General features: G+C 40.9%; 19 protein-coding genes. 4 read left to right on the top strand and 15 right to left on the bottom strand.

Annotation, left to right across the window (positions count from 1 at the left end; genetic code table 11):
* Positions 1 to 72: 72 nt before the first annotated feature.
* Positions 73 to 1,344 (bottom strand): nickel pincer cofactor biosynthesis protein LarC, encoded by a 1,272-nt coding sequence (gene larC / locus AACU25_RS01700; RefSeq protein ID WP_096573632.1) that lies wholly within the window; start codon positions 1,342 to 1,344, stop codon positions 73 to 75.
* Positions 1,345 to 1,543: 199 nt separating this feature from the next.
* Here larC and AACU25_RS01695 point away from each other — a divergent pair, with 199 nt between their 5' ends.
* A complete protein-coding gene (locus AACU25_RS01695) occupies positions 1,544 to 2,203 on the top strand; it encodes an L-threonylcarbamoyladenylate synthase (protein ID WP_096573631.1) in 660 nt (219 codons plus the stop codon).
* 369 nt (positions 2,204 to 2,572) lie between these two features.
* Complete coding sequence (locus tag AACU25_RS01690; RefSeq protein ID WP_096583425.1) at positions 2,573 to 3,793, top strand: HetZ-related protein; 1,221 nt, start codon at positions 2,573 to 2,575, stop codon at positions 3,791 to 3,793.
* 870 nt (positions 3,794 to 4,663) lie between these two features.
* Here AACU25_RS01690 and AACU25_RS01685 read toward each other — a convergent pair.
* Positions 4,664 to 5,701, bottom strand: coding sequence for an aldo/keto reductase (locus tag AACU25_RS01685; RefSeq protein WP_096573630.1), 1,038 nt, complete (start codon positions 5,699 to 5,701; stop codon positions 4,664 to 4,666).
* 61 nt (positions 5,702 to 5,762) lie between these two features.
* Between AACU25_RS01685 and AACU25_RS01680 the strand changes: the two genes are divergently transcribed.
* On the top strand, positions 5,763 to 5,891 hold the full coding sequence (locus AACU25_RS01680; RefSeq protein ID WP_321206547.1) for a hypothetical protein: 129 nt from the start codon (positions 5,763 to 5,765) through the stop codon (positions 5,889 to 5,891).
* 71 nt (positions 5,892 to 5,962) lie between these two features.
* On the opposite strand, the gene cls is transcribed toward AACU25_RS01680, so the two are convergent.
* From cls to AACU25_RS01620, 12 genes are all read right to left on the bottom strand, one after another.
* The gene (gene cls, locus AACU25_RS01675; protein WP_096573629.1) at positions 5,963 to 7,405 is read right to left on the bottom strand and encodes a cardiolipin synthase; all 1,443 of its coding nucleotides are present in this window, start codon (positions 7,403 to 7,405) and stop codon (positions 5,963 to 5,965) included.
* Positions 7,406 to 7,426: 21 nt separating this feature from the next.
* Positions 7,427 to 8,263 (bottom strand): endonuclease/exonuclease/phosphatase family protein, encoded by an 837-nt coding sequence (locus tag AACU25_RS01670; RefSeq protein WP_096573628.1) that lies wholly within the window; start codon positions 8,261 to 8,263, stop codon positions 7,427 to 7,429.
* Positions 8,264 to 8,574: 311 nt separating this feature from the next.
* Complete coding sequence (locus tag AACU25_RS01665; protein WP_096573627.1) at positions 8,575 to 9,666, bottom strand: glycosyltransferase; 1,092 nt, start codon at positions 9,664 to 9,666, stop codon at positions 8,575 to 8,577.
* 285 nt (positions 9,667 to 9,951) lie between these two features.
* Positions 9,952 to 10,989 (bottom strand): agmatinase SpeB, encoded by a 1,038-nt coding sequence (speB, locus tag AACU25_RS01660; RefSeq protein ID WP_096573626.1) that lies wholly within the window; start codon positions 10,987 to 10,989, stop codon positions 9,952 to 9,954.
* Between the two features lie 355 nt (positions 10,990 to 11,344).
* The gene (locus tag AACU25_RS01655; protein WP_096573625.1) at positions 11,345 to 13,810 is read right to left on the bottom strand and encodes a PAS domain-containing sensor histidine kinase; all 2,466 of its coding nucleotides are present in this window, start codon (positions 13,808 to 13,810) and stop codon (positions 11,345 to 11,347) included.
* Positions 13,807 to 14,406 (bottom strand): WGR domain-containing protein, encoded by a 600-nt coding sequence (locus tag AACU25_RS01650; protein WP_096573624.1) that lies wholly within the window; start codon positions 14,404 to 14,406, stop codon positions 13,807 to 13,809. The genes AACU25_RS01655 and AACU25_RS01650 overlap by 4 nt, the downstream gene beginning before the upstream one ends.
* Positions 14,407 to 14,699: 293 nt before the next feature.
* Positions 14,700 to 16,562: a sensor histidine kinase gene (locus tag AACU25_RS01645; RefSeq protein WP_096573623.1), complete on the bottom strand. Its 1,863-nt coding sequence runs from the start codon at positions 16,560 to 16,562 to the stop codon at positions 14,700 to 14,702.
* A gap of 160 nt (positions 16,563 to 16,722) precedes the next feature.
* Positions 16,723 to 18,495: a M61 family metallopeptidase gene (locus AACU25_RS01640; RefSeq protein WP_096573622.1), complete on the bottom strand. Its 1,773-nt coding sequence runs from the start codon at positions 18,493 to 18,495 to the stop codon at positions 16,723 to 16,725.
* A gap of 327 nt (positions 18,496 to 18,822) precedes the next feature.
* Positions 18,823 to 19,491, bottom strand: coding sequence for a peptide-methionine (S)-S-oxide reductase MsrA (gene msrA, locus AACU25_RS01635; protein WP_096573621.1), 669 nt, complete (start codon positions 19,489 to 19,491; stop codon positions 18,823 to 18,825).
* An 81-nt stretch (positions 19,492 to 19,572) separates the two neighbouring features.
* Positions 19,573 to 21,192, bottom strand: a complete 1,620-nt coding sequence (locus AACU25_RS01630; protein ID WP_096573620.1) for an ArnT family glycosyltransferase — start codon at positions 21,190 to 21,192, stop codon at positions 19,573 to 19,575.
* 677 nt (positions 21,193 to 21,869) lie between these two features.
* On the bottom strand, positions 21,870 to 23,162 hold the full coding sequence (locus AACU25_RS01625; RefSeq protein ID WP_096573619.1) for a recombinase family protein: 1,293 nt from the start codon (positions 23,160 to 23,162) through the stop codon (positions 21,870 to 21,872).
* A gap of 96 nt (positions 23,163 to 23,258) precedes the next feature.
* Positions 23,259 to 23,618 carry a VOC family protein gene (locus tag AACU25_RS01620; RefSeq protein WP_096573618.1) on the bottom strand — a complete coding sequence of 120 codons (360 nt, stop codon included), beginning with the start codon at positions 23,616 to 23,618 and terminating at the stop codon, positions 23,259 to 23,261.
* Positions 23,619 to 23,736: 118 nt separating this feature from the next.
* Between AACU25_RS01620 and AACU25_RS01615 the strand changes: the two genes are divergently transcribed.
* Positions 23,737 to 24,168 carry a hypothetical protein gene (locus tag AACU25_RS01615; protein ID WP_096716298.1) on the top strand — a complete coding sequence of 144 codons (432 nt, stop codon included), beginning with the start codon at positions 23,737 to 23,739 and terminating at the stop codon, positions 24,166 to 24,168.
* On the opposite strand, the gene AACU25_RS01610 is transcribed toward AACU25_RS01615, so the two are convergent.
* Entirely contained in the window at positions 24,104 to 24,661 is a 558-nt protein-coding gene (locus AACU25_RS01610; RefSeq protein WP_096573617.1) for an NUDIX hydrolase, read from the bottom strand. The two genes, AACU25_RS01615 and AACU25_RS01610, sit on opposite strands and share 65 nt — an antisense overlap.
* Between the last annotated feature and the right edge of the window lie 214 nt (positions 24,662 to 24,875).

The following is a 24,875-nucleotide window of genomic DNA, read 5'->3' as shown; positions in this document are numbered from 1 at the left end:
AATTTAGGGAAAAGGTTAAAGGTTTTTCCCTTAACCTTTTCCCTTTCCCCCTTTCCCCTTTGCTTGATTAACTTAGCTTGTTGTTTTTAAATACCAACTTTGCAGCGCTAACCGTTGAATTTCGCGCCAAGGAATATGATGTTTACGTGCTAATTCTGCACAATCTTCGTATTCTGGTTGAACATTAGCTAGAACACCTTTACTCTGCCAAGCTACCTTGACGCGGACTGTACCATATTCAGTTTCTACTTGTTGAATTTCTCTTTGTAAAATTGCCCGTTGCTGAGTTGTGCGGCGAATTCCTAATGTAGTAGTTTCCCGAAATAAAATTGCTTCACAGTTGAGTAAATTTTCTGGATGACAAATAACAGTGAGCAATATTCCAGGACGAGATTTTTTCATCCCTATAGATTGAGTGAAGACATCCACTGCACCTGCGGCAAATAATGCTTCAAATACATAGCCAATTGCTTGGGGATTTAAGTCATCAATTTGAGTTTCTAGTACCGAAATGGTTTCGAGAGTAGGGCTAGTATCGTCATAACTGCTAATATCTGCCTGTAAACTGCTGCTTTCACCCAGCCACATGCGTAGTATATTGGGGATGGGCAAATTTATCGAACCTGCTCCCAATCCTACCTGCTTGATGGTGATTGGTGGTGGTGAACCGAATTCTCTTGCCAAAGTAGTGGCGATCGCAGCTCCTGTAGGTGTTACTAATTCTCGTTCAATTCCGTTGCTATAAACTGGACAACCCCGCATTTCCCACAATTTCAAGACAGCGGGTACTGGTACTGCCATTTTTCCATGCGCTGCACGCACTGTGCCTCCGCCTGTGGGAAACGCTGAACAGTAAAGTAAAGGCCATCCTGCGCGATCGCTCCCAACGCCTAACCAATCTAACCCCAAGCAAGTGCCAACAATGTCCACAATTGCATCCACGGCACCCACCTCATGAAAATGAACTTTCTCTGGGGCGATGCCGTGTACAGCCCCTTCTGCCACTGCTAGTTGGCGAAATACAGCTAAACTCCAAGCTTCTGCTCTTTGTGGCAATTCGGCTTGCAAAATCATGCGTTCTATTTCTGGCAGATGTCGTCCATGATGATGACTATGTTCGTGATCATGGTGTGCATGATTATGTACTAAATCCACATGGACTTTAGTAGCTTGCTGACCATGATGCTGGACTAATTGGGCTGTTAATTCGTACTCTTTGGCAATTCCCAATTTGTTGAGTTTTTCACTTAAATACTCCAAGGGAACACCCAGACTTACCAAGGCCCCCAAACACATATCACCGGAAATTCCCGATGGACATTGAAGATAAACAAGTGTGGTCATATATAAAATTACTCATCAGTACATAGTAATCAGTTAACAGTACAAATTGCAAAAGCTGATAACTCACAACTGACAACTGAATAACTTTTGAGGATGTTTTCGCAGTTTTAAATATAGTTATCTTTACTGCCTATCCTAGTATTCAATTTTATATTTTCCTGGCAATATACAACCCTCAATTTTCCTTCCTAAACTTTTTATGGCAAAAATTTTCACAGTCCATCCTGATAATCCTCAAATCCGCCGAATAGAGGAAATAAAATCGGCACTCTCTAGCGGCGCAGTAATGCTCTACCCTACTGATACAGTCTATGCAATTGGTTGTGATTTAAATGCTAAATCGGCGGTGGAACGAGTACGGAAAATTAAGCAGCTAGCGAATGACAAACCACTGACATTTTTATGTCCTTCACTGTCAAATGTGGCAACTTATGCGTTCGTAAGTGATATAGGCTATCGAATTATGAAGCGCCTGATTCCAGGGCCATACACATTTTTGTTACCTGCTACAAAGTTAGTACCACGCCTAGCGCAGAACCCCAAGCGCAAAACTACTGGCATACGAGTACCAGACCATACTGTATGTTTAGCATTACTGACAGCACTGGGCAATCCCATTATTTCTACTTCAGCTCATCTGCCGCCAGATGAGGATGATGATGGGATAGTAGGAGCTAACGCCAATTCTAATTTGTCTCAGGTAGAATTATTTGACCGTTTGGATAGCTTGGTAGATATTATTGTAGACACTGGCGAAGAACCCACATATGAAGTGTCAACAATATTAGATCTAACTGGAGATCAGCCAATGGTTACAAGACGAGGTTTAGGTTGGGAAGCCGCAGCAGCATGGGTTTAGAGAGTATAATTCACAACCTGATTCGTCGATTTCGGAAAATCTAATTAAAAAAGCTCCAGTTTAACAATTGTCCTAAATACAGGGTGAGGAACGGCTAGAAGCAGCTGACGGCAAAGTCCGGCGCAGCAAGAGTTGTGGCTGATTTTAGAACATGGTAAATCCCCCTGTGCCACTAGTCATGAGGTTGCTTTTGAAAAAACCGACACAATACCTTCCCTGTAACTTTTTCAGATTGCCTACAGTCATATATGTGAGCGGTGCTCACAGGGAGTCTTGATGATGAATACCAAAATTTTCACCAATCAAGAAACAACTCAGGTGCTGAAACGACATTGTTATAAGGTGCAATACCATTTCCTGGAAAAAGTTATGAAAGCTAACCTTGCTAATCTACCAACTTCTACATCCGCTTTTGACTTCCAAGCTGCAACTGACGAAGTAACAGCCAGTAACATTAATACTTTGATGCAACTGCTAGTTGAAGAAATCCAAACTCAAGTAAAAGCTGCACCTGGGTGTGTGCAAGCGGTAGCAAAACGCATAGCGAAGGAAGTGGAACGCATTTGTGATAAAAGCGCCCGCATCCAAACCTCGGGAGAAATCCAAGCTTGGCAGCTAACCTTAGCGAGACATCGTTTGCAAAAATGTCTGCGTTACTACCAACTGGGATCACGCAGAGGTCGGGTAGAATTACATAGCAGTCTCGGTGCTATGGTTTACCGTCATGTGACTATTTCCGGCTCAGATATGGGATTTCAGGGGCGTTACAACCTGATTGAAGATTTTCTGCAAGCCTTTTATATCGAAGCTATCAAAGCTTTCCGCCGGGAAAATGAACTAGCTGAAGATTACACACCACGCACTCAGTTACAATTAGCGGAATACATGGCATTTACAGAACAGTATGCCAAGCGCCGCATCAATTTACCAGGTAGCGCGAGTCAGCAGTTAATTATCTTACGCGCCCAAGGTTTTGCGCGTCGCCAGCCTCAAGAAACTACTGTAGATATTGAAATGGCAGTAGAGTCTGCCAAGAGTGAAGAAGGCGAAGCCTACCAGCGTAACTCGGCTGTACAACAGCTGAGATCCCAGATGATCGCCCAAACTAACTTCGATCCCTCAGAAGAATCAGAACGCGATCGCGTTATTACTGAGTTAATTAATTATCTTGAATCTCAAGGTCAATCTGATTGTGTAGATTACCTCACCTTGAAACTACAAGACCTATCTGCACCCGAAATCGACCAAATTCTCGGTCTCACCAGCCGTCAGCGCGATTATCTGCAACAACGCTTTAAATATCATGTAGAAAAATTCGCCAAGCAACATCATTGGCAATTGGTACATCAATGGTTAGGTGCTGGTTTAGAGCATAGATTGGGCTTATCTGCTCAACAGTGGCAAACCTTTTTAGGTCTACTGACTGAACAGCAACAGCAAATTTTGCAGTTAAAAACAGCCAGACACAGCGACCAAGCGATCGCTAAAACACTCAAATGTACCCCCAAACAACTGCAAAAGCGTTGGACTCAACTGTTAGACCTAGCATGGGCTATCCGTAACGGCAATCTGGAAGTTCAAACAGGCTGATGAAGTGCAAGATTCAACTTTAAAATTCAAAATTCAAATTTACGCACTAGTACCAAAATTTTGAATTATGAAAAGTAAAAAATGAATCTCAACACCAAATTTGTAGGCTGTTTCTAGATTTTCTATTTTATTTTGATTTAACCTGTCATTTATTAATTAAGTGTTCAGGACATTTGCAAGTCGGAATTTTCAGATTTTAAGCTATTGTGTTTGTTATTTTCAAACAAACAGTTAATATTTTATTAAAGTCGCATTTTGACATTATTAAATACAACAATTAACCTCCATCCTCTCGCATAGCTGTAGAGAGAAATGGGGGTTAATTAATTTTGGATTTTAGATTTTGGATTTTGGATTGATTTTTCCTAATATTTACAGCTAATGTAATTTTAATTTATATGATTGGGCTGGGCAGAATATCCACTATACAACAATACGCTTGGGTTAATATCATTAGCGATTGATTTATCACTTATAGAAAGAAGCCAGATCAATTGGGGGAGAATCCCCCAAACCCCCGATTGGGTGACGGTTGCGTCCCCCAAACCCCCTCCAAAATTATTGTTCTGTTTTTTTTGTTGAGTACCTAGTTTTTTGGTTTTGTTATTAATTTAGGACTTACGTAAGTGTCACATTATTTTTTGTTTAGACTGTCCAGGGGAGCCAGTCACGTGCGGAGGTTCCCTCCGTTGAGTGAACTGGCGTTCAACCGTCAAAAGTCCAAAAAAACTGAATTTTTAACCCTTGACCTTTGACACTTGACTTTTGACTCTTAAACCAGAAAATTGGTGTACCAGTTGAGTAAGTCCTGTAATTAATTTTCTTCACTGAACTGTATTTCACTATACAAGACATTACTGATTATTCTCTTTATCCTAACCATTCGGGATTTTTAGCTGTGCTATCAAACTGACTACTAGTTTTAAATAGTTCGTACTGACCTTTTGCTGCTACTTCACGAGTGCGATTTAGTAATTCTCTAACTTGTTCTTGACTCATGGGTTTAAAGGTGCGTACTGCCTCGAATGCTTGGTTAAGAATTTCCATGCTTTCAATACCTGTAATTACAGTTGATGTTGGTAAATTCATCGCATAATGCAGGCATTCGATAGGCTTGACTGTGTTGCTTTTAAGAATTATTTGGTCGCCCATTGATTTCATCCCCAGCACACCGATACCATCTTTTACCAGTCTGGGTAAAACTTGCCGTTCAAAACTGCGGAAATGAGCATCCATGACATTTAATGGCATCTGCACTGTGTCAAAACGGAAGTTATTTTGAGCAGCAACCTCTAGCATTCTCGAGTGGATTAACGGGTCTTTGTGTCCGGTAAAGCCGATGTAGCGAATTTTTCCGGCTTTTTGCGCTTCTAACACCGCTTCCATTGCACCCCCAGAAGCGAAGATGCGGTCAGGATCTTCCATGCGGATGATTTCATGATGTTGTAGTAAATCAATCCTATCCGTCTGCAATCGTTTTAAAGAATCATTAATTTGCTTAGTAGCAGCATCTTTAGTGCGTCCGTCAATTTTAGTCATGAGAAAAACCTTTTGACGGTAACCGTCTTGGAGGGCTTTACCCATGCGAATTTCGCTGCCTCCGTTATGGTAGTCCCAGCTGTTATCCATAAAATTGATGCCACGGTCAATTGCAGCACGGACGAGACGGATACCTTCTTGCTCATCTTTAGGTCGCCCAATATGATGACCACCTAAGCCAATCACAGAGACTTTTTCTCCTGTGCGACCCAAGGTTCTGTAGAGCATTTCGCCGCTTTTGGTTTGAGTGGGAGTCGGTGTATTTTGGGCTGAGGCTTTTGAAAATAATGCTTCTCCACCTGCTAACCCGGCTGCAACTAAACCAGAAGTAGAAACTACTTTTATTAAATCCCGCCTGCTGATATCCACTATTTTTCTTCCCCAAACTCTTTCAAGCGCCCTTTCATAGGATCACACCCTGCTAAACAGGGTGCATCTAACTGTTGAGAGAGAACAGCAGTTAAAGAGAGGTATTTTTGCTCTCATAGACCCTTTAAAACGGCCTGGTGTCAGCGATGATGTCATTAATGAAGCACTCACCGATATTGTGGATAGTTAAGGCGATCGCTCCTTGAGTTACTCTTTTTAGCAGTAGTAAACAAGCTTTTAAAACTAATCATTAGTAAATATTCACAGCAATGGCATCAACAAACGAGATATTCTCACAGCTAACTTAAACCACAAAGGTTTTCTTTTATAGTCCGAGAAATCAACTGCAACAGAAACAGCTAAATCATCCTTTAACATTCTCTCTACACTGGTTACAAATTGGGGTGCAGCGACAAAACCCATGACTTCAAAATTAAGGAAAAATGAACGATTATCTAAGTTAACCGTTCCTACCCCTGCCATGTCGTCATCGATGAGAATAATTTTTTGATGCATGAATCCATGTTTGTAGCGATAAAGTTTGATTCCAAACGCTTCCATTTCGCTATAGTAGGAAAAAGAACAGAGATAAACAAATAAATGATCCGGGCGATTTGGTAAGAGGATTCGCACATCTACGCCGCGCATGGAAGCGAGTTTCAATGCTGTTAAAGTAGCGTCATCAGGGACAAAATAAGGAGTCGCAATCCATAGGCGATTTTGCGCTTCATTGATAGCATTGACAAAGAAAAGATTACAGGCTTTTAAACGATCTGCGGGGCCTGTGGGAAGTACAAATGCACTTTGATTCAGTTCGCGATTAGGTTTAATCTGCCAATTGACATCAAGTAATTGGCGAGTCGCCCAATACCAATCTTGCAGAAAAGATGCTTGTAAACTTTGGACAGTTGGCCCTTGAAGTTTCATGTGAGTATCTCGCCAAGGGCTGAGGCGAGGATTTTTTCCTAAATATTCGTCGCCAATATTTAAACCACCAACAAAAGCTATTTCACCATCTACTACTAAAATTTTACGGTGGTTGCGAAAGTTGAGTTGGAAGCGATTACCTTTACCTTTAGTGGTGTGGAAAGCACTAACTTGAATACCAGATTTTCGTAGAGATTGAAGATAAGAGCGAGATAATTTGTTAGAGCCTATTTCATCGTAGAGAAAGTAAATGTTTACTCCTTGCTGGGCTTTCGCAATTAATGCTTCTTTAAACTCGTGACCTGCTTGGTCATCATTAACGATGTAAGATTGTAGCAAAATATAATTGGTGGCGATGGCGATCGCACTCAACATGGCTTTATAAGTTCTCTTACCATCAATTAGCAATTCGGCTGCGTTACCTGATGTAAAAGGAACTCCTGTAAATGTTTCGGCTAATGGTTGTAGGGTTGCTATTTTATTTGATAACGGTACTTGAAATTTAGCAATATCATTATATGTTTGACGAGCTAGCTTATGGTGCTGTGCATAAACTAAGCGCAAGGCTTCTGCATATCCATGAAATTTAGTTCTACCTAAAATCCAATACAAGGGAATAGCTAGCCAAGGAAAGGTAACTAAAGAAATTCCCCAAGCGATCGCTCCTTGAGAAGAACGAACATTCATCACTGCATGAGCTGCATGGGCGATTCCTAAAGCATGAACCACAACTGTAGCTGCACTAAAAAGAGTTATAGCACCAGTATCTATAATCATTCCCAATTTATATTAATTATTTTAATTATTGATATAACTAAATTCTGCCAATAATGGCTTGTGATCCGATGAATTAATATGTTCTAGTACTTTGGCACTGGTTTTTTGTTCATTGAGTCCTCGGTAAAATATATAGTCTAAAGGTGGTGATAATAAGAAGCGTTTAATTTTATTACTTTGATGAGGTGCAAAAGCTACTGGCATTAATCCTAAGCGAGTAGCTACTTTATATAAAAGTAATGCTCGTTTGCGACTCCAAGTATTAAAATCCCCAGCAAAGATAATCGGCCCTTGATGGGTAGATAGGGCGATTTCTAATTCATGAAGTTGGGTTTTAAACTTAGTGATATTTACAAAATTTATTAAATGACTATTGATAGTTAAAAGGCTATCTTTGTGATGAGATAGAGGATATTCAGTCATTAGAGAAACTTTAGGAGTTTTAATAATTGGTTCATAATGTTTTGTGATGATAGCTCTCTTTTTTAAAGGACTAATTTTAGCTGCTGTGAAAATTCCCGCGTAAGTTTGATGATGAGCATCAATAAAGTTAGGCGCAAAATTCCAACTCATATTTATCAATTCTGCGACCTTATCTGCATCTACATCTAGGCGGAATTCTTGTAAAAAAATTAGGTCTGGTTGATATTCCTCAAGAATATTGAAAAAATCCTGTAACCAAGTTTTGTCATAATTTTTCTTGGCAATATTCCAGTTCAGCACTTTAATCGATTGCACATCTAGTGCTGTTTGAATAACGTGGATTCTGTCAATCGTAGATTCTTGTGTTCGCAGAAATCTATGGGATGGCACAAATTTTTTGGCGAAAGTGCCTACGTGCTGTTTAATACTAGACATTATTAATACTTAATATGACTTTATCTAGCTTAACTATAATCTGGGCTGTGGGAGTGTTGACTAGACTTCTTGTAGAAGTTGGGAAAAGGGGGAAAGGTTAAGGGTTAAAGGTTTTTTCTTTCCCTTTTCCCATTCCCCTTTTTTCCCTTCCCCTTTTTCCATCTTTTACAAAAAGCACTTTTGCAAAAGGTCTATTATTCCGGAAAAAATAAAAGCTCCCGTATGAGGGGAGCAGATGTAGATTGATTATTTACTGTTTAGTTTGTACAAGTTTGAAGGCTAAGGAAGCATTTGCTGACAGAAATTTCTGACTAGCGTTTTAAAGATGTGAAAGATTCTAAAGAGTTTCTGATCGCAGCATTGAACCAATGTCTGAAGTTGCGATCGCCAACGATTTTTTCGTAGACTGCTTCATAGCCATCAACCATTTGGGTGACGCTAAATTTAGTCTCGACGTGTTCGCGGCATTTTTGGCGACTGAGTTTTAAAGCTTTCGGAATCATATCTGCCATTTCGTCGTAACTTTGGCAAACATAACCAGTCTCGCCATTCGCAATTACTTCTGACACAGAACCCATATTCATAGCGATTACTGGTGTACCAGTCGCCATAGATTCAGCCATCACCAACCCAAAGGGCTCGCACCAGGTGATAGGGAACAGCGTAATTGCTGCATTACCCAACAGTTCAGCTTTTTGTCCGTGATTAACTTCGCCTAAAAATTCGATTTGCTTACCATCTATATGGGGAGCAACTTCTTCTTCAAAAAACTTTTTATCGACTACATCGACCTTACCAGCCATTTTTAAGCGCCAACCTGTCTTTTTGGCAATGGCGATCGCATGTTGTGGCCCTTTCTCCGGTGAGAAGCGTCCCAGGAAGGCTAAATATGGTGGATCTTGGGGTTCAGCAAAAAATGGGAATTTTTCCACGCTGATGCCGTTATAAACGGTGGCAGCATAATTCAGGTTTAACAACCGTTGAGCATCACTAATGCTGATGAATGGTTGCGTTTTGTATTGTCGAAATACTTTAGTATTGTCGTTGGTAAAGATACCATGCAAGGTATGCACTGTTGGAGTGGCAACAACACTCGCTAAAGCTAACGACCAAACGCCAACATGGGAGTGGATAATATCGAACTCATCAGCGCGTTGAAACACTTCCCCAACATGCATGAGTTCATACATTATGGGTTCTTTAATGCTAGTATCCAAACGCAAAGCACGCGGACTTCCAGCTTCTAAACGAGCTAGAGTTTGAGAATCACCAGATGCAAATAGTGTCACTTCGTGACCTCTGCGTACCAGTTCATCAGTCAAACGGCTCACTACAAGCTCTGTTCCACCGTAGGTTACAGGCGGAACTTGTTCCCACAGGGGTGCGATTTGTGCGATTTTCATAGCTGTATAGGGTTCAGAAGTCAAAAGTCCCTGTCACTTGGACTTGATTTGAGATATGGGAAGACAATTCTTCCTCGATATCTGCAATTGACTTTCACTTTGATTGCCGCGAACTTGGCAAATTGGGTGAGTAGAACCGAAAAACTCATCTCCAGTGAGTGTAATTTGAGTTCACGTTTTTAATCTGACAGACCAACGAATATTTATGCATCTGTCTAAAGGCAGTTGTTTTTCGGAATCATCCATGATAGAGAGTCGGGGTTTTTCTGCCCACGATTGCCCGATTTATCGCCACGATAAATCCATGAAATTCGCTAGTTTGTAAACGATTCGCGCCCCGACATTACCATCCCACTCAGCATCACCGACTTCGCAGACATCAAAGCCAATAACTTTTCTGCCACTCTTCACCAATTCACGGAACAGGCAAAACGCTTGTTCTAACTCCAAGCCACCAGGAACCGGAGTTCCTGTACTTGGGCAGAGTTTAGGATCTAAACCATCAACATCAAAGCTGATGTGAACGCATTCCGGTAAATGGCTGACAATTTCTTGACACAAATCAATCCAAGTTGTTCCCGAATAGAGTTTTTGTTTGATAGCTGGGTCGTAATAGGCGATGATGCGATCGCGTGATTCGTCAATTATTTGCACTTCATCGTGGCAAATATCCCGCAAACCCACCTGGACTAACTTGGTAATCTGCGGTATTTTCATGGCGTTGAACATAATCGACGCATGAGAAAACTCAAATCCCTCGTATGCATCCCGTAAATCTGCGTGGGCATCTAAGTGTAAAATGCCATATTCAGGGTACTTAGCTGCTAAAGCTTGAAAATATCCTAAAGGCGAACTGTGATCGCCCCCAATCACCGCGACTCGCTTACCATCATTAATTGCTTTTTGGCAATTCTCAAACAACCATTGATTTACTTGTTGGGAAGCCTGATTAATTTCCGTAAGCACAGGTGTTAAATCTGGCGTATCTGTCAGTGCTTTCCCTTGGGCGAGGCGTTCGATAATTTTTGCAGCTAAACCTCGATAATATTCATTCTTTTCTAAAATATCTCGGGGAATTTCCATCATGAAAATTCCTTGTTTCCAACCATCAGAGTTATCAAAATCAAATAAATCTAATTGAATAGATGCATCTAAGATCTGCTGCGGGCCGTTGGCGGTTCCTGCGCCATAAGAAACTGTGACTTCCCAAGGTACAGCAAACACAATCAGGTTTGCCGATTCGTAATCGAAGGGTAGACCTAAGAGGTTACCATTAATTTCACCTACGCCACTAGGGTTGTAGTCTAAAAGGGGATTATTCATAACACCTGATGATGTGAAAAACACTAATAACCATGTTAGGCATTGAGCTTTAATAGCTTAACGCTCTAGAGATGGGTTTTCAATTCAGCAAAGAGCATAGCAGGTAATATTTTTATCCAGATAAAGACAAAAGACAAAGCGCAAAGTCGAGCCAGTCGTGTGGCGGTGAGTGCAGCCACACGTGCGGCTATGCCGCCGAGTGGACTGCCGCTCGCGTAGCGTATCCGAAGGATTCACCCGAAGGGGTCTCCCGACTTGAACGAACTGGCGTTGAGCGGAGGAAACCTCCGCTCAGAACTTTGTAAGAATGACAGCCCTAACTAGCTAGTTATCTTTAAATGCACCGCCCTACTTATTACTTATGCATCTGTGCAACTGGAATTTCAATGATAAATTCTGCGCCCTCGTTTGGTGAGGAAATACACTGTAATGAACCACCATGTCGCTCGGTAATAATTTGATAGCTAATAGACAAACCTAAACCAGTACCTTTACCTACAGCTTTGGTAGTAAAAAACGGGTCAAATAACTTTTGCCTAACTTGTTCGGGAATACCAGGGCCGTTATCGATGATGCGGATAACTATTTGTTTGCTAGGTAGCTGTTGAGTACAAATGCTAATTTGTGGCTGGTTATGTGTAAGTTTTCCTTGGATTAATGAATCTTCCAAGGCATCTAAAGCATTTGCCAAAATATTTAAAAATACTTGATTCAGCGGCCCGGCATAACACTCTACTAAAGGTAAATTGTCATAATCTTTAATAACTTGAATTTGTGGCTGGTTGGGCTTTAGTTTCAAGCGATGATCTAAAATCATCAAAGTGCTTTCGATACCTTTGTGGATATCTACTGCTTTCAATTCAGCTTCGTCTAGTCGCGAGAAAGTCCGCAGAGAATCAACAATTTGACGGATACGCCCGGCACCTGCTTCCATAGAAGAAAACAGTTTTGGTATGTCATCTATTAAAAAATCAAGGTCAAGAGCTTCAATTTCTTGTTGAATTTCTTCTACAGGATTTGGATAGTTGCTTTGGTAAAGCTGAATTAGATTTAGCAGTTGCTGAGTATAGCTGTTAGCGTGAGCTAAATTGCCATAAATAAAACTAACTGGATTATTGATTTCGTGGGCAACTCCAGCGACTAATTGACCTAAAGAAGACATTTTCTCACTCTGGATGAGTTGTGATTGAGTAGTTTGCAATTGTTTGAGAGTCTGCGCTAGTTCTATTGCTTGCTGCTGGAGTAGCGCTTCTGCTTGTTTGCGATTAGTAATGTCGCGAATAATACCTTGAAAACTGACAACCTCTTCATTAGTATCAATGACGGGGGAAGTGTTGGATGTAATCCAGCCGTAAGTGCCATCCTTACGTTTAACTCTTACCTCAAGTCCAGCTTGTTTTTGACCTGTTTGGGCAACTTTGTGCAGAAACTCCATAAAATTTGCCACATCGTCTGGATGAATCATCGGTACGAAAGATTGCCCTATAAATTCTGATATTTCATATCCAAACATACGCGTAAAGTTTGGAGAAAGATAAGTAAATATGCCATCAATTGTCATGGCATAAATTGCATCGTTAGCATTTTCTACCAAGCTACGGAACTTCGCTTCGCTGGCTGTGAGTGCAGCCTGAATTTGTTTCTGCTCTGTGATATCTTCTCGAATTACCAGCAAATATTGGGGCTGATCTTGAGCATCGATAATAGGAGTTTTTCTAATGTGCAAAATGCGGGTTTCGCCACCGCCATTGTTTGGATGAACTATCTCTTCAGGAATTTCTATAACTTTTTTGCTAGTCAGTGCTTCTTCATCTCGCTGAGTAAAAAAATCAGCTTCTTGTTGAGGAAAAAAATCATAATCGGTCTTGCCTAATATTTCATCAGCGCTGACACCAACCAACTCTTGGGCGGCTCGATTGCATAAAACAAAGCGCAGGTCAGTAGCATCTTTCACAAAGACTGCTATAGGCATTGCTTGGATTACAGAACACATAAACTGTTGAGCAGTTTGTAGTTGCGCTTCTGCCTGCTTACGCTCAGTAATATCTGTATGCACACCAACTAAAGCAATAATCTTACCAGTCCGATCCTTGATAGCATCTGCCCGTAAATCGATTTGCATTGTTTTACCACTAGCTTGTTGCATAGTGATTTCACCACGCCAAGACTGACCGTTACCAATAGTAGCGAAGATAGTTTGTGCTTGCTCTGGGTTGTTGTAGACTGCTATTGGCCCGCCAGCAGCATTCAGTGCGTCAACTGTATAACCGAACAAATTAATAAAGGCAGGATTTTGATAAATTGACTTACCTGTAACATCCGCTATCCCAATAGCATCACTAACGCTTTCCACAGCCTTACTAATGCGTAGTAAAGCTTGTTCCGTTTTTATGCGCTCAATAATTTCATGTGAAAGGTCTTTATTGATAGCTTTTAACTGAGCCGGGCTGGGTAGCGTGAGAGCTTGAGGAATGAGGTGAATTAATGTAAATGCTGTATATATGGAAATAATGGCAGTAAAAGCTTTTAAAACGCCTGTAATCCAGTAATCAGGATGCCAAAGCGTCCAAATTTCCATCCAATGTCCAGTACCACAGGCAAGGATAAAAGCACTAAATAAGACAAAAACTCCATTAAAAGGAACATCTTTGCGTTTAGAAATCAGGTAAAGCAGTAGCAGAGGAATAGAATAATAAGCCAAGGCAATTGTCGCGTCAGAAATAATGTGGAGCCACACTAATCCTGTTTTCCAGAGATAACAATGCCCATGAGGAATGAAACTGTTGACATGGGAGGGATAGTGAAAAAATCCGAACATCATAATAGTTGAATTTTAAATTGTGAATTCCCTATAGATGGTGTTGATTTTGCAGCTTCAGGAATTGCCACTGCTTCAGGGAAGTGTAGGTAGCAGGTGAAGTAGGTAAACAGTTGAAATAGTCCAGCCCCTACTTTACCTTGCAAACTTTCAGGTAATTCTTGCAGATTCAGTTGAAAATGAAAGTTGAGAGAACCGCCACAACGAGAGCAATTAGGATGAGCATTACCAGGACTTAGCCAAGGTTTACCCAGATATTTAGATGCAAAGGGAGCATCAAGAGTCGGTTTAATTAAAGGTTTCCAGCCAGTGCGCCGCAAATGATTTAACCGAGCTAAACGGCGATCGCTTCGAGAAATTGGTTGCTTAGTGCGATCGCCTTTTTGTGCGCTTTCATAGCCTTTTTTCAGCTTAGAATTAACGAGTTTGCTAGCTTCTGCCTGCGCTTTTTCAGAAGTATCATAGGATGTCACAGTCGTTTTACCAGCATCCCCAATTCGGCCATAGCGTACCGTTACCTCTACATCATTGATTGTGACTTCATAGAACTTATGTGACTTACCATCCGAAAGCTCTAGATATGTCGTTTCCCTTGGCATCTAAATGCTCCTGTTGACAGAAAATAGCGCTGAATTGGCTAATTAAGCTGTTGCCAGCTATATAATCCCAGTATTTTTTCTATACTATTGATTCATGCCAGTAGCCTTGCTTACCAAAGCCTGCTGTTCTGTTATAACCAACCAAAACTATATTTGAGTAGAAGAAGAATTATAGAAAAACTCAATAAAGTTGAGTAGTTACACCCTAAGCAACACATGAATAATTCGTCAAAGCGCGCAGATATGAGCCTTAAATTCATGTATTGGTCGCATAATTTTTTGCAACTGTTAATCTATCCGAAATTAATTCTTACAGGAGATAGTTCACAACTGGGATATATACTCGAACTACTCTTTAGAGATGATACTTCAGCAGGTTGTAAGCGAATGGGAAGATAAATCATAAATTCTGTACCGCTTCCTACCTCTGATTGACAGGTTAATTGTCCTCGGTGTTTCTCGACGACAATTTGATAACTAATTGAAAGTCCCATTCCTGTACCCACACCTCTGGGTTTTGTGGTGAAGAAAGTTTCAAAAATTTTTGCTTGATGTTCTAGGGGAATACCAGAACCATTATCTGTAATGCGGACAACTACAGAGTTATTGTTTTGGCGTTCAGTGGCGATCGCAATTTTTGGTGGCTCTTGAGTATTATCTTTTTCATCCAATGCATCTAAAGCATTATTGAGGATATTCATGAATACTTGATACAGTGAGCCAGCAAAACCTTCAATCTCGGGAATATCGCCATAGTGACGCTCAACTGTAATTCCTTTTTTGAGGCGGTTATTCAGAATCAAGAGCGTACTATCAATACATTCGTGCAAATTTACGGTATGGGCTTGTGCTTCTTCTAGACGGGAGAAGTTTTTCAAACTCAAGACAATTTGACGCACGCGATCAGCACCAAATTTCATTGACTGCAAGACTTTAGGTAAATCTTCTGCCACAAATTCCACATCAATTTCATGAGCATAATCTTGCACTGCTAAAGGCGGATGAGGAATTTCTTGGGCATAAATTCGCAGCAATTCCAATAAATCATCTACGTGATTCATAGCCGGTTCTAAATTACCATAGATAAAATTTACTGGATTGTTAATTTCGTGAGCTACACCAGCTACCATTCGTCCTAAGCTAGACATTTTCTCACTTTGCACTAGCTGGGCTTCTTGTAGTTGTTGCTGACGGAGGGCTGCAGCTTTTTGCTCTTCTAGTAAGCTTTTGACTTTCTGTAAAACTTGGTTAAAACTATCGCTCAATATTCCAATTTCATCGTTTGCCGTCACAGGGATTTGCAAATCAAAGTTGGATTCTTTGGTAACCCGCTGTGCCATATTTGTTAGGGCTTGAACCGGGCGAGTGATGGTACGACTCGTTAACACTGCTAATAGCACTGCGATCGCCACTGATAACAGTATGCTACCAAGTATGATTTGGAAACGCATTTTTTCTGCAGCATTAAACTCAGTAGTGGCAGCTTTTAAATCTTCATAAGACGCATTAATAATGGTAACAAGTTCATCAGAAATGCCATCAAATTTGAGTGCTAATTCACTATTAGTAAACTTTAACAATTGTTGCTGGGCAATGACAATTTTCTCTGGAGTAAGTGACGATACATCAATTTGCTGAAGTAGTGTATCAAGCTCCTGTAAGTAAGTGTTTGGTACACCATCATAGGTTTTAAGCAATTGAGGAATATGCTCGGTATGATTTTTGCCTATATAATTCGATGTTGTGGTGTAGATTTGTAGTTGTGACCAAACCTGCTTAATCTCTGGCCCATGTACATGAATAATATGGCTGTATTCTTCTTGGTATAATTCCGGATTTCCTACTAATGGAATTAGTTGTTGTTGATGCGTGCGAGTCTGAAGAATACTTGTCTGGAGGCGATAAAGTATATTCAGTTCTCTAAAGGCATTTTCTTGTTTTTCCAAGGCTTGTTGCTGATAGCGATCGCTTAAAACTAACCCAACCGTAGTTCCGAAAATTCCCACACCTAGCGCCAGAGCATAACCTAGTTTAATTTTATTACCAATACTTAGACCATTAACTATCGCTGATAACCACTCTTTGCGGCTTACCTTTGGGGCAGTTGTATTATGGGAAACTGGTGGTAAATCTGAACCATTAGTTTGCAAGCTCATAGCACTCTTTTAAAGATGACCTTTATTTAGAGTTCCCCATTTGCTTGGTCAAAATTTGAGTCCACCAGTTTCGATAAAAAAAGTCAAGGGTCTACAGTCAACAGTCAACCGTTATTTCCCCCTGCCCCCTGCTCCCTGCCCCCCTGCATCTTCCGAATCCCTAAACCCTAACCCCTAACCATCCAGCCAAATTCTCTTGCTGAACGGAATCGGGATTATGTATGGAAATCACCTGATAGCGGCTAGGGCGTGGTTCGGCTAAAGTGACATTGACAGAACGGAGTAAGTCTTGGTGGAAAACTGCGACTTGAATGGTATCCTGAGCTTGGAAATCTTTGAGGCGATCGCTTAAATTATTTGCTGTTACTTTAATACCATTAATCGCTAGTAGCTCATCACCTGGATCGATTCCTGCTTTTTGTGCTGGTGAACCCGCTTCCACAAACTTAATTATCTCTTTGCCATTTTCAGTATTTACCTTGATACCTAAATAAGGTTCTTCGTCTGCTTCTGCCGCTAATTTTAAACCAAATGGTTCTAAACACTCGTTAAAAGGTAACTCTTCTGTTCCATCAAGATACCGTTTAAAGAAATCACCTAAATCTATGTCGGCTACCGATGCAATTACACTTTGCAACTGTTCGGCAGTAAAGCCAATTTCTGCTTTTCCAAATTGTTGCCACATTTGCCGCATTACATCATCAAGGGAACGTTGGTTACGATGTTTAGCACGAATTAACAAATCTAATAAAAGGGAGACCATCGCCCCTTTTAAATAATAAGAGATTTGCGAATTCCCACTATTAGCATCCGGGCGATAAAGTTTAATCCAAGCATCAAAACTTGACTCAGAAAGCGGTTGTACTTTCCGTCCCGGAGTAGTCAGAAATCGAGTAATTTCCTTGCTCAAGTGATTTAAATATGATTTACTATCATAAATTCCTGCCCACAGTGGAATTAGTAAATCATAATGACTAGTAGTTCCTTCACAGAACCATAGTGATGGCGTATAGTTTTCTTGGTCGTAATCAAAAACCTGTAAAGCTTTGGGGCGAATGCGCTTGACATTCCACAAGTGAAAGAACTCATGTGCTACCAATTGCATAAACCGCTCATACTTGTCTTGAGCGCGAAATCCAAAACGTTGATAAATTAAAGAGCAACTATTTTTATGCTCTAAACCACCATAAGCTTGGTGAAATAAATGTAATAGAAACACATATCTTTGATATGGCAAACCATCAAATATATCTGCTTCTACTTTAATGATTTTTTGGATATCAGCAATGGCTCGCTCTGGTTCTAAATTTCCTTGTCCCCAGATAGCTAATTCATGAGGTTTTCCTAAGGCTGCAAATTGATAAACTTGATGGCTACCAATTTCAAAAGGGCTATCAACTAGGGTGTCAAAATCAGCCGCATAAAAAGTATTGCTAGCTTCAGCATCTGTAGGTAAAGGACTAGTTACCTGCCATTCTGGGTTAGGCGGTAAAATAGTGACCAGAATTGGTAGCTTTTCCCAACCAGGTAATCTAAAAAACAGTGCCGCACCATTAAAATAGCCGTGAGTTATATCTAAATGATTGGTTCTTACTGATAACTCATTCGCAAAAATCCGGTAACGAATAGTTAATTCAGAAACATTACTTTTATCTACTTGCCAATGATTTTTACTTTTTTTCCAGCAAGGTAAAGGTTGATCGTTAGCAAAAGCAGTAAAATCTTGTAAATTTTTAGCATATTCTCGTACCAGATAGGAGCCAGGTGTCCATACTGGGAGTTTGAGATCCAGAATTGGTGATGTATAGTTAACAAGATGTAAAGTTACCTCAAACAGATGTGTTTCTGGTTGAGGCATTGCTACCTGATAATGTATAGTCGGTAAGCGTTCTTGAATGCGGGTGTCGGAACGAGGCGCTGTGACTTCAGTCATCGTGAGTCCTAAGTTCTGCGAATTAATCTATAAACTCAATCTTAAATCTGTAGGGTGTGCTATTCAGCGCTACACTTTGGTGGAAACTTAGGTAAGTCAGAAACCTGGTGCGCCTACAACACTCTATCTGAATTTAATCTGTAAAAATAAAAATTGAAAGCCTAAATTTCTGGCATCAGGAAACTTTGATGATCGATCTGATTAAATAGGATGCGTTACGCTGGCGCTAACGCATCCTACCTCTTAAAATTGCTTGTTCAAAGGAGAAAACTTCTCAAAATTGTGCGTTACGGCTACGCCTAACACGCTACTACACTGACTTGATAATTAACTGCTGAGTTGTGATTCAGCAATTCCTACAGGACAAGAAACGTTTGTTCCACCTAAGCCGCAATAACCACCGGGGTTTTTAGCAAGGTACTGCTGATGATATTCTTCGGCGTAGTAAAACTCAGGCGCATCTAAAATTTCTGTGGTAATTTTGCCGTAGCCTGCATCTTGAAGCGCTTGCTGATATGCGTCGCGTGATGCTTCTGCTAGCTGCTTTTGAGTCTCAGAATAAACGTAAATTCCTGAGCGATATTGAGTCCCGACATCATTACCTTGGCGCATCCCTTGGGTAGGGTTGTGGCTTTCCCAAAACACTTTCAGTAGTTCACTATAACTAATGACTTTGGGGTCAAACACAACCAATACTACCTCGTTATGACCAGTCAATCCGGTACATACTTCTTGGTAGGTAGGGTTGGGTGTATGTCCAGCCGCGTAGCCAACTGCTGTGGTATAAACTCCTTTAAGCTGCCAGAATTTACGTTCTGCACCCCAAAAACAGCCTAAACCAAATAAAGCTGTTTCTAATCCATCGGTAAAAGGTGGCTTGAGAGGATTACCATTAACATAATGATGAGCAGGTACCGGCATTGTTGCTGCTCTTCCTGGTAAAGCTTCCTCGCGGGTAGGTATTACTGTTTTCTTGCCAAATCCAAATAATCCCATTGATTTTGATGTTGATTTCTCATAAATGTCTTTACCTTACTTAATATTTTAACGATTTTAGAGAGCGATCGCAGAGGATGCTCATAAGCGATTGGTATCTTTAGTAATCAGTTTCCAGCCTTCAGCTTCATCAATCAGCTTTATGGAATCGAGGTGGAGACTGTTGAAAGCAGATGCATTCAGCAAAAAATAGGGTTGTCCGTTGTAGCGCCAGTAGTATTGCAATTCCCCTATACTTGCAGGAATAATTGTGCGATCGCTATAAAAATCTAAGGAAGGGCGATTGTAAGGAAAGGATGTGTAAATCTGTTTGACTGCTGGATTTGCTCTTAATATCATGCTAGCCACTGGTTTGACGGGATATGCATCGCTTAATTCCCACACCCAGTAGTTAGATTTCATCAACAGCAGCAATGAAATATAACTTCCCCAAAACAAAATTTTAAGAAATTGCCCGTCACCACGCTCTGCGTAAATCGCTGCTAAAGTCATTGTTAAAGCAACTGCGGCAAAAATTACCTGTAAATCTGTTTTTGGGTTTGCACCAGAACTAAAAAAGATGCTTCCCGCAGAAGCCGCTAATGCAAGTATAGATAAGCCAGCTATCCACGAACGCGGATAGGATGAGAGTAATGGTAAATTCTCAGTTTCCGCGAGTTGCACACCCAAAGCTAAAGCTAAACTGGGGTAAATGGGGAATAAATACCAGAGAATTTTACTGCCCATGCAAGCAATAATTGCTAAATAAACGCTACTCCAGGCTAATACGAGTTTTGCCCAGCTAAGATTGCGATTTTCCCAGGCTAAACGCAAACTGTGCGGTAAAAACAGCAGCCAAGGCCAAGCATACAGCAAAACTTCTTTAAGATAGTACCAAGATGTTCTGGAATTACCCGCCGCACCTGTTCCTAGTTTGTTGATGGCTGGATTGATAAAAGCCATTTGCAGGAAAGTATGACCATAGTGCCACAGTTGAGCAGCGTACCAACCAAGTACAGGTAAAATACCCAGAAAAACGGCTATCCAAAGGTAATAACAAGTAAGTAGTCGGGGAGTATCCCAAGATAAAAAGACAATGGCGATCGCACCTAACAATACACCATATATCCCTTGGGTTAGGCAAATTAAGCCAAAAGCCAAACCAACACCCAGACAGTAACGCAAATCTCGGCGCGATCGCAACAAGCACCAGATCATCACCATTAAAAAACTTACCACTGCGCCATCAATCATTGCCAATCGACCATGACGCACCACAGGAAGCATTGTTAGGTAAATTAAGGCGCTATAAATCGCGGCCCAGCGTTGGCGAAATGCTTCTCGACCAATACAATACAGTAAAGGTACGGAACAAGCTGTTAAAATTGCCCCTGGTAAGCGGGTAGTCCATTCATTAACGCCTCCTAGTTGGTAAGCCCAAGCAACTAGCAAATGCATCAAAGGCGGCTTATGCGGATAAGGTACACCTCCCAGCGTTGGGTAAAGCCAACTTAAAGAATTCGCCGGAGAACGCACAATTTCACGCGCAATCTGTGCCACTGTACCTTCATCCCAATCTCGCAGAGGTACACCACCAAGATTGATGCTAAACAGTAATACTGCTGCTATCAGCAGGACAATTATCCATACCCCATCAATTAATGTTTCAACTGTGCGGTACCGTTGTCCTAGATGACCCCAAATAAAGCTTCTTTCTTGCATATTCTATGATAATCATTTTGTTTGCTGGTTTGATTACATAGAGATTAGAGCGAATCTCTAATGTTGCCACCCGGTAATCAACTGTGTGTTTGGTAATTGCTAGATTCCAAATTAACTCAAATTTATCAGAATCGGAATTTTTTTTTGTGACAAAAACACCTAAGTTTTTGAAAGTTGAATTTCTCTAAAATATTCTTTGCTTAAAAGATATAATTAATACCATGATCCGAGCCTAAAATTCATCTAGTATCCTTAGTTAAATATCAGAATTGCCATCTCAAAACTCTCTTAGGATATGATACTCATTGATATCCTTCACACCTTTTATTGATGTAATTTCTCAAGTAATAGCAGCCACCGTGTTGCATCATAGAAGTGAACACGGAAGCTCATCAATTAAACTCTGATGACTTGTAATTTCCAAAACTCAAAAATAGCTAATTTAATTACAAAATGAAAATGGTATTCATGATAAATCCGTAATTTCCCACTGGTAATTAGCTAAATATCAGATTATGAGTATACAGAGATGTGCTCACATAGATAATAGATGTGTTGCCAATATTTTGGGCATTGTATTATTTTTGTAATTGCCTAATCTGGGTGTAAAAAATACTCAGACAAAACAAGTTTATAGTTATTTAAAGTTGTTTAATAATTTAATTGATAATTACTAATTAAAAAATCAGAATAATTTGCAAACTCCATTGTGCATCTTGACGAATCAGTTCAATGCGGCTAATAAATTCTCTTAAATAAAATCTGCGTTCTGCTTCCGATAAATCGTACCAAAATTGAGGAATGGAAACAGCTTGAGCTACTGAACGTAAGTTTACTGGTGGAAGAGTAGCTAACTTAGCTTGCAGTGCAGAGATTTCGGTGCGGAGTATGTAGGCGCGTAACTTTGCTGTTTCTGTATCTAATACTCCAGATTCTACTAAAGCAGGTAACTGAGTGAGTATTTCTTGTTGACGAGCGATCGCATCTCCTAAACTATTTTTAATTGCATCCAACTGGGGAAAGTTTAACCCTGCTACTGCTTGGGGTAATTCTTGGCAAACTTTGGCAATCGTATTATCTAAAACTGCATCATAAGCCAAAGCCTTACACTTAGGATTTTTAGCACAGCTAATTGGACGTAAATAAAGATACTCTTTGTTTTGGCGACGTTGGGTAACGCGGGTGACAGTCATGTGAGATTGACATTCACCACAAATCACCAACCCAGCTAAAGAACGTGGCGCGCTAGCTGTGCGAGATGGTAAACGACTGTTACGACGTAAAAGCCTGTCAATTTGGGCTGCTTCTTCTGGGGAAATAATGGGAACGTGGGTATTAGAGATAATTTCGCCATCTTGATAAGCTGTGTTCCCCCGATAAACCGGATTAGTTAACCAGCGTTTCCCTGTAGTTACCGAGATTTTCTTACCGTATTTTTTAGCTAAATAGCGAACTGCTCCCCGCAAAGAACCATAGAGCAAAAATTGTTCAAAAAAATCCTTAACAACTGGAGAAGTGCTTCTATCAATCGTGTATTTATCTTTACTTTTTTTGTAACCGTAAGGAGGTTTCCCCGGTGGTGGTGCAGTATCCAAACGCTTACGGGCGTGTCCTTGGCGGATACGACGGCTACGTTGCTGACGTTGAATTTCCTGTAACAAAGTCAACAATTGAGCGCGGAGATTACCTTTTTTGGAAGTGTAAGGTTGTTCAATAGCGATCACCACAACCCCCATAGCTTCCAGTTCGTTGAGGCGATCGCTTACTTCCTTTACCGTATCACCCAACTCTTCCAAACGCCGGATCAACAGATAACTTTCAGTTTCAGTTTGGCAATCTTTGATTAATTGTTGTAATTGCAATCGCCCTCCCAAATCATGATAAACCCGATCAACTTCCCATCCCCAACTATCAATATCAGGAGGATTTTCTAACAAAGGATCGGTGTAGCTGTAGGCGATGATTTTCATTTGTCATTTGTCATTTGTCATTTGTCATTTGGTAATTGGTAATTGGTAATTGGTAATTGGTAATTGGTAATTCCCCTTTCCCCCCTGTCCCTCCCCTCACTGCTGACTCAACTCGATAATATTCCCGTCTGGATCTTGGGTGAAAACAGCAGGACGACCAGAGGCGCTGGCTTGGATAGGGTAATTCTGAGCGAGTAATTCTTGTTTAGCGATTTCTAAGTCTGCAACAGAAAACGCCACATGGGGGTTACGTCCCCATTTTTCATTTTGGTTATCTGTGGGGGAAGATGGCGCGGCGATCAAGTGAATTTGATAGTTACCGACTTGATACCATGCGCCAGGGTATTTCAGAGAGCGATCAATTTTAGCTAGTCCTAATACTTTGCCATAAAAGAATTCCGAGCGTTCTAAGTCAGTAACGAGAATGGCGGTATGAAGACTGTTGGTAATTTGCATTATCTATGATGTGGGTGCGATCGCGTTTATTTTAAATTGTATTGGGGATTGGGGACTGGGGATTGGAGATTAGGGACTGGGGATTGAGGTTTGGAAGCTGGAAGTTGAGGTTTGGAAGTTGAACGTTGAGGTTTTGAGGCTGACGATTGCGGTTTGGAAGCTGGAAGTTGAGGTTTTGAGGCTGACGATTGAGGTTTTGAACCTGGAAGTTGAGGATTGGAAGCTGAACGTTGAGGTTTTGAACCTGGAAGTTGTGGTTTGGAGGCTGACGATTGTGGCTTGGAAGCTGGAAGTTACGGTTTGGAGGCTGACGATTGTGGCTTGGAAGCTGGAAGTTGCGGTTTTGAACCTGAAAGTTGCGGTTTTGAACCTGAAAGTTGCGGTTTTGAACCTGAAAGTTGCGGTTTTCAATCGGAAAGTTGCGGTTTTGAACCTGAAAGTTGCACCTTTAAGGCTCAAAAGTTCAAAAGCGATGGAATATTTATTTACTTGGAAGTCCCTAACTCTAACCACCACTGCATCAGCACAGCACGACATTGAAGACAGATGAGACTTTGGAGTAAATCATGTACACCTGCGGAAGTTGCGGGATAGGTTGCGCCTAGATAATTAGCCTTAATTGGGGGAGTAGGTTCAAGATGGGCGACAAAGCCGTAAAGTTTTTGATTAGAAAAAGAACTATTCACAGGCCAACCTTCACTATTCAAGGCTATGAGTTGGCTGATGGCTGTAGCTTCAACTCCTAGTTCTCTTTGCAGAATAGCTGGTACTGCAACATCAGGGGATTTTCCAGAGGGTAAACGTCCACCAGGAAAATCCAGGGTGAGTTTGCTTAATCCAGGTCTGTAACTTGGGGGTGGCAGAATTATTTGATGAGACTGAATCGGTAAAATGACCACAGAATCGGCTTTTTCTACGCGCCAGTATTCCAAAGTTTGTCCGCAATTGTCTTGCAGATGTTCGCCAATCACAGTTAGCCAATCTGAGCGCATTTCCACAAACCGATGCTGGACTTTCCAACATTCTCCTGATTCTTGGTTCATTTTCTAATTTTTAACTTGAAAATGGGCATTGGGCATTGGGCATGGGGCATGAAAATCTGTTATCTATTTGTTGTGTAATTCGTATTACTACATAGCTTCACAATATCAAAAGCCGTTCAGCGTCAAATGTCAAATATCCAAACAGCTTTCTTGTACAGACGTGATTAATCGCGTCTCTCCCTTGAATACAGACGCGATTAATCGCGTCTCTACA

The organism is Tolypothrix tenuis PCC 7101, from assembly GCF_963874875.1.
Lineage (GTDB): Bacteria > Cyanobacteriota > Cyanobacteriia > Cyanobacteriales > Nostocaceae > Aulosira > Aulosira tenue.
Note: the sequence above shows the minus strand (reverse complement) of the source record. Positions and strands in the feature narration are given on the sequence as shown.

Bases quoted from the DNA above. Each gene is read 5' to 3' on its own strand.
- larC (WP_096573632.1), bottom strand. From the start codon at position 1,344: ATGACCACACTTGTTTATCTTCAATGTCCATCGGGAATTTCCGGTGAT.
- AACU25_RS01695 (WP_096573631.1), top strand. From the start codon at position 1,544: ATGGCAAAAATTTTCACAGTCCATCCTGATAATCCTCAAATCCGCCGA.
- AACU25_RS01690 (WP_096583425.1), top strand. From the start codon at position 2,573: ATGAAAGCTAACCTTGCTAATCTACCAACTTCTACATCCGCTTTTGAC.
- cls (WP_096573629.1), bottom strand. From the start codon at position 7,405: ATGATTATAGATACTGGTGCTATAACTCTTTTTAGTGCAGCTACAGTT.
- AACU25_RS01670 (WP_096573628.1), bottom strand. From the start codon at position 8,263: ATGTCTAGTATTAAACAGCACGTAGGCACTTTCGCCAAAAAATTTGTG.
- AACU25_RS01665 (WP_096573627.1), bottom strand. From the start codon at position 9,666: ATGAAAATCGCACAAATCGCACCCCTGTGGGAACAAGTTCCGCCTGTA.
- speB (WP_096573626.1), bottom strand. From the start codon at position 10,989: ATGAATAATCCCCTTTTAGACTACAACCCTAGTGGCGTAGGTGAAATT.
- AACU25_RS01655 (WP_096573625.1), bottom strand. From the start codon at position 13,810: ATGATGTTCGGATTTTTTCACTATCCCTCCCATGTCAACAGTTTCATT.
- AACU25_RS01650 (WP_096573624.1), bottom strand. From the start codon at position 14,406: ATGCCAAGGGAAACGACATATCTAGAGCTTTCGGATGGTAAGTCACAT.
- AACU25_RS01645 (WP_096573623.1), bottom strand. From the start codon at position 16,562: ATGAGCTTGCAAACTAATGGTTCAGATTTACCACCAGTTTCCCATAAT.
- AACU25_RS01640 (WP_096573622.1), bottom strand. From the start codon at position 18,495: ATGACTGAAGTCACAGCGCCTCGTTCCGACACCCGCATTCAAGAACGC.
- msrA (WP_096573621.1), bottom strand. From the start codon at position 19,491: ATGGGATTATTTGGATTTGGCAAGAAAACAGTAATACCTACCCGCGAG.
- AACU25_RS01630 (WP_096573620.1), bottom strand. From the start codon at position 21,192: ATGCAAGAAAGAAGCTTTATTTGGGGTCATCTAGGACAACGGTACCGC.
- AACU25_RS01625 (WP_096573619.1), bottom strand. From the start codon at position 23,162: ATGAAAATCATCGCCTACAGCTACACCGATCCTTTGTTAGAAAATCCT.
- AACU25_RS01620 (WP_096573618.1), bottom strand. From the start codon at position 23,618: ATGCAAATTACCAACAGTCTTCATACCGCCATTCTCGTTACTGACTTA.
- AACU25_RS01610 (WP_096573617.1), bottom strand. From the start codon at position 24,661: ATGAACCAAGAATCAGGAGAATGTTGGAAAGTCCAGCATCGGTTTGTG.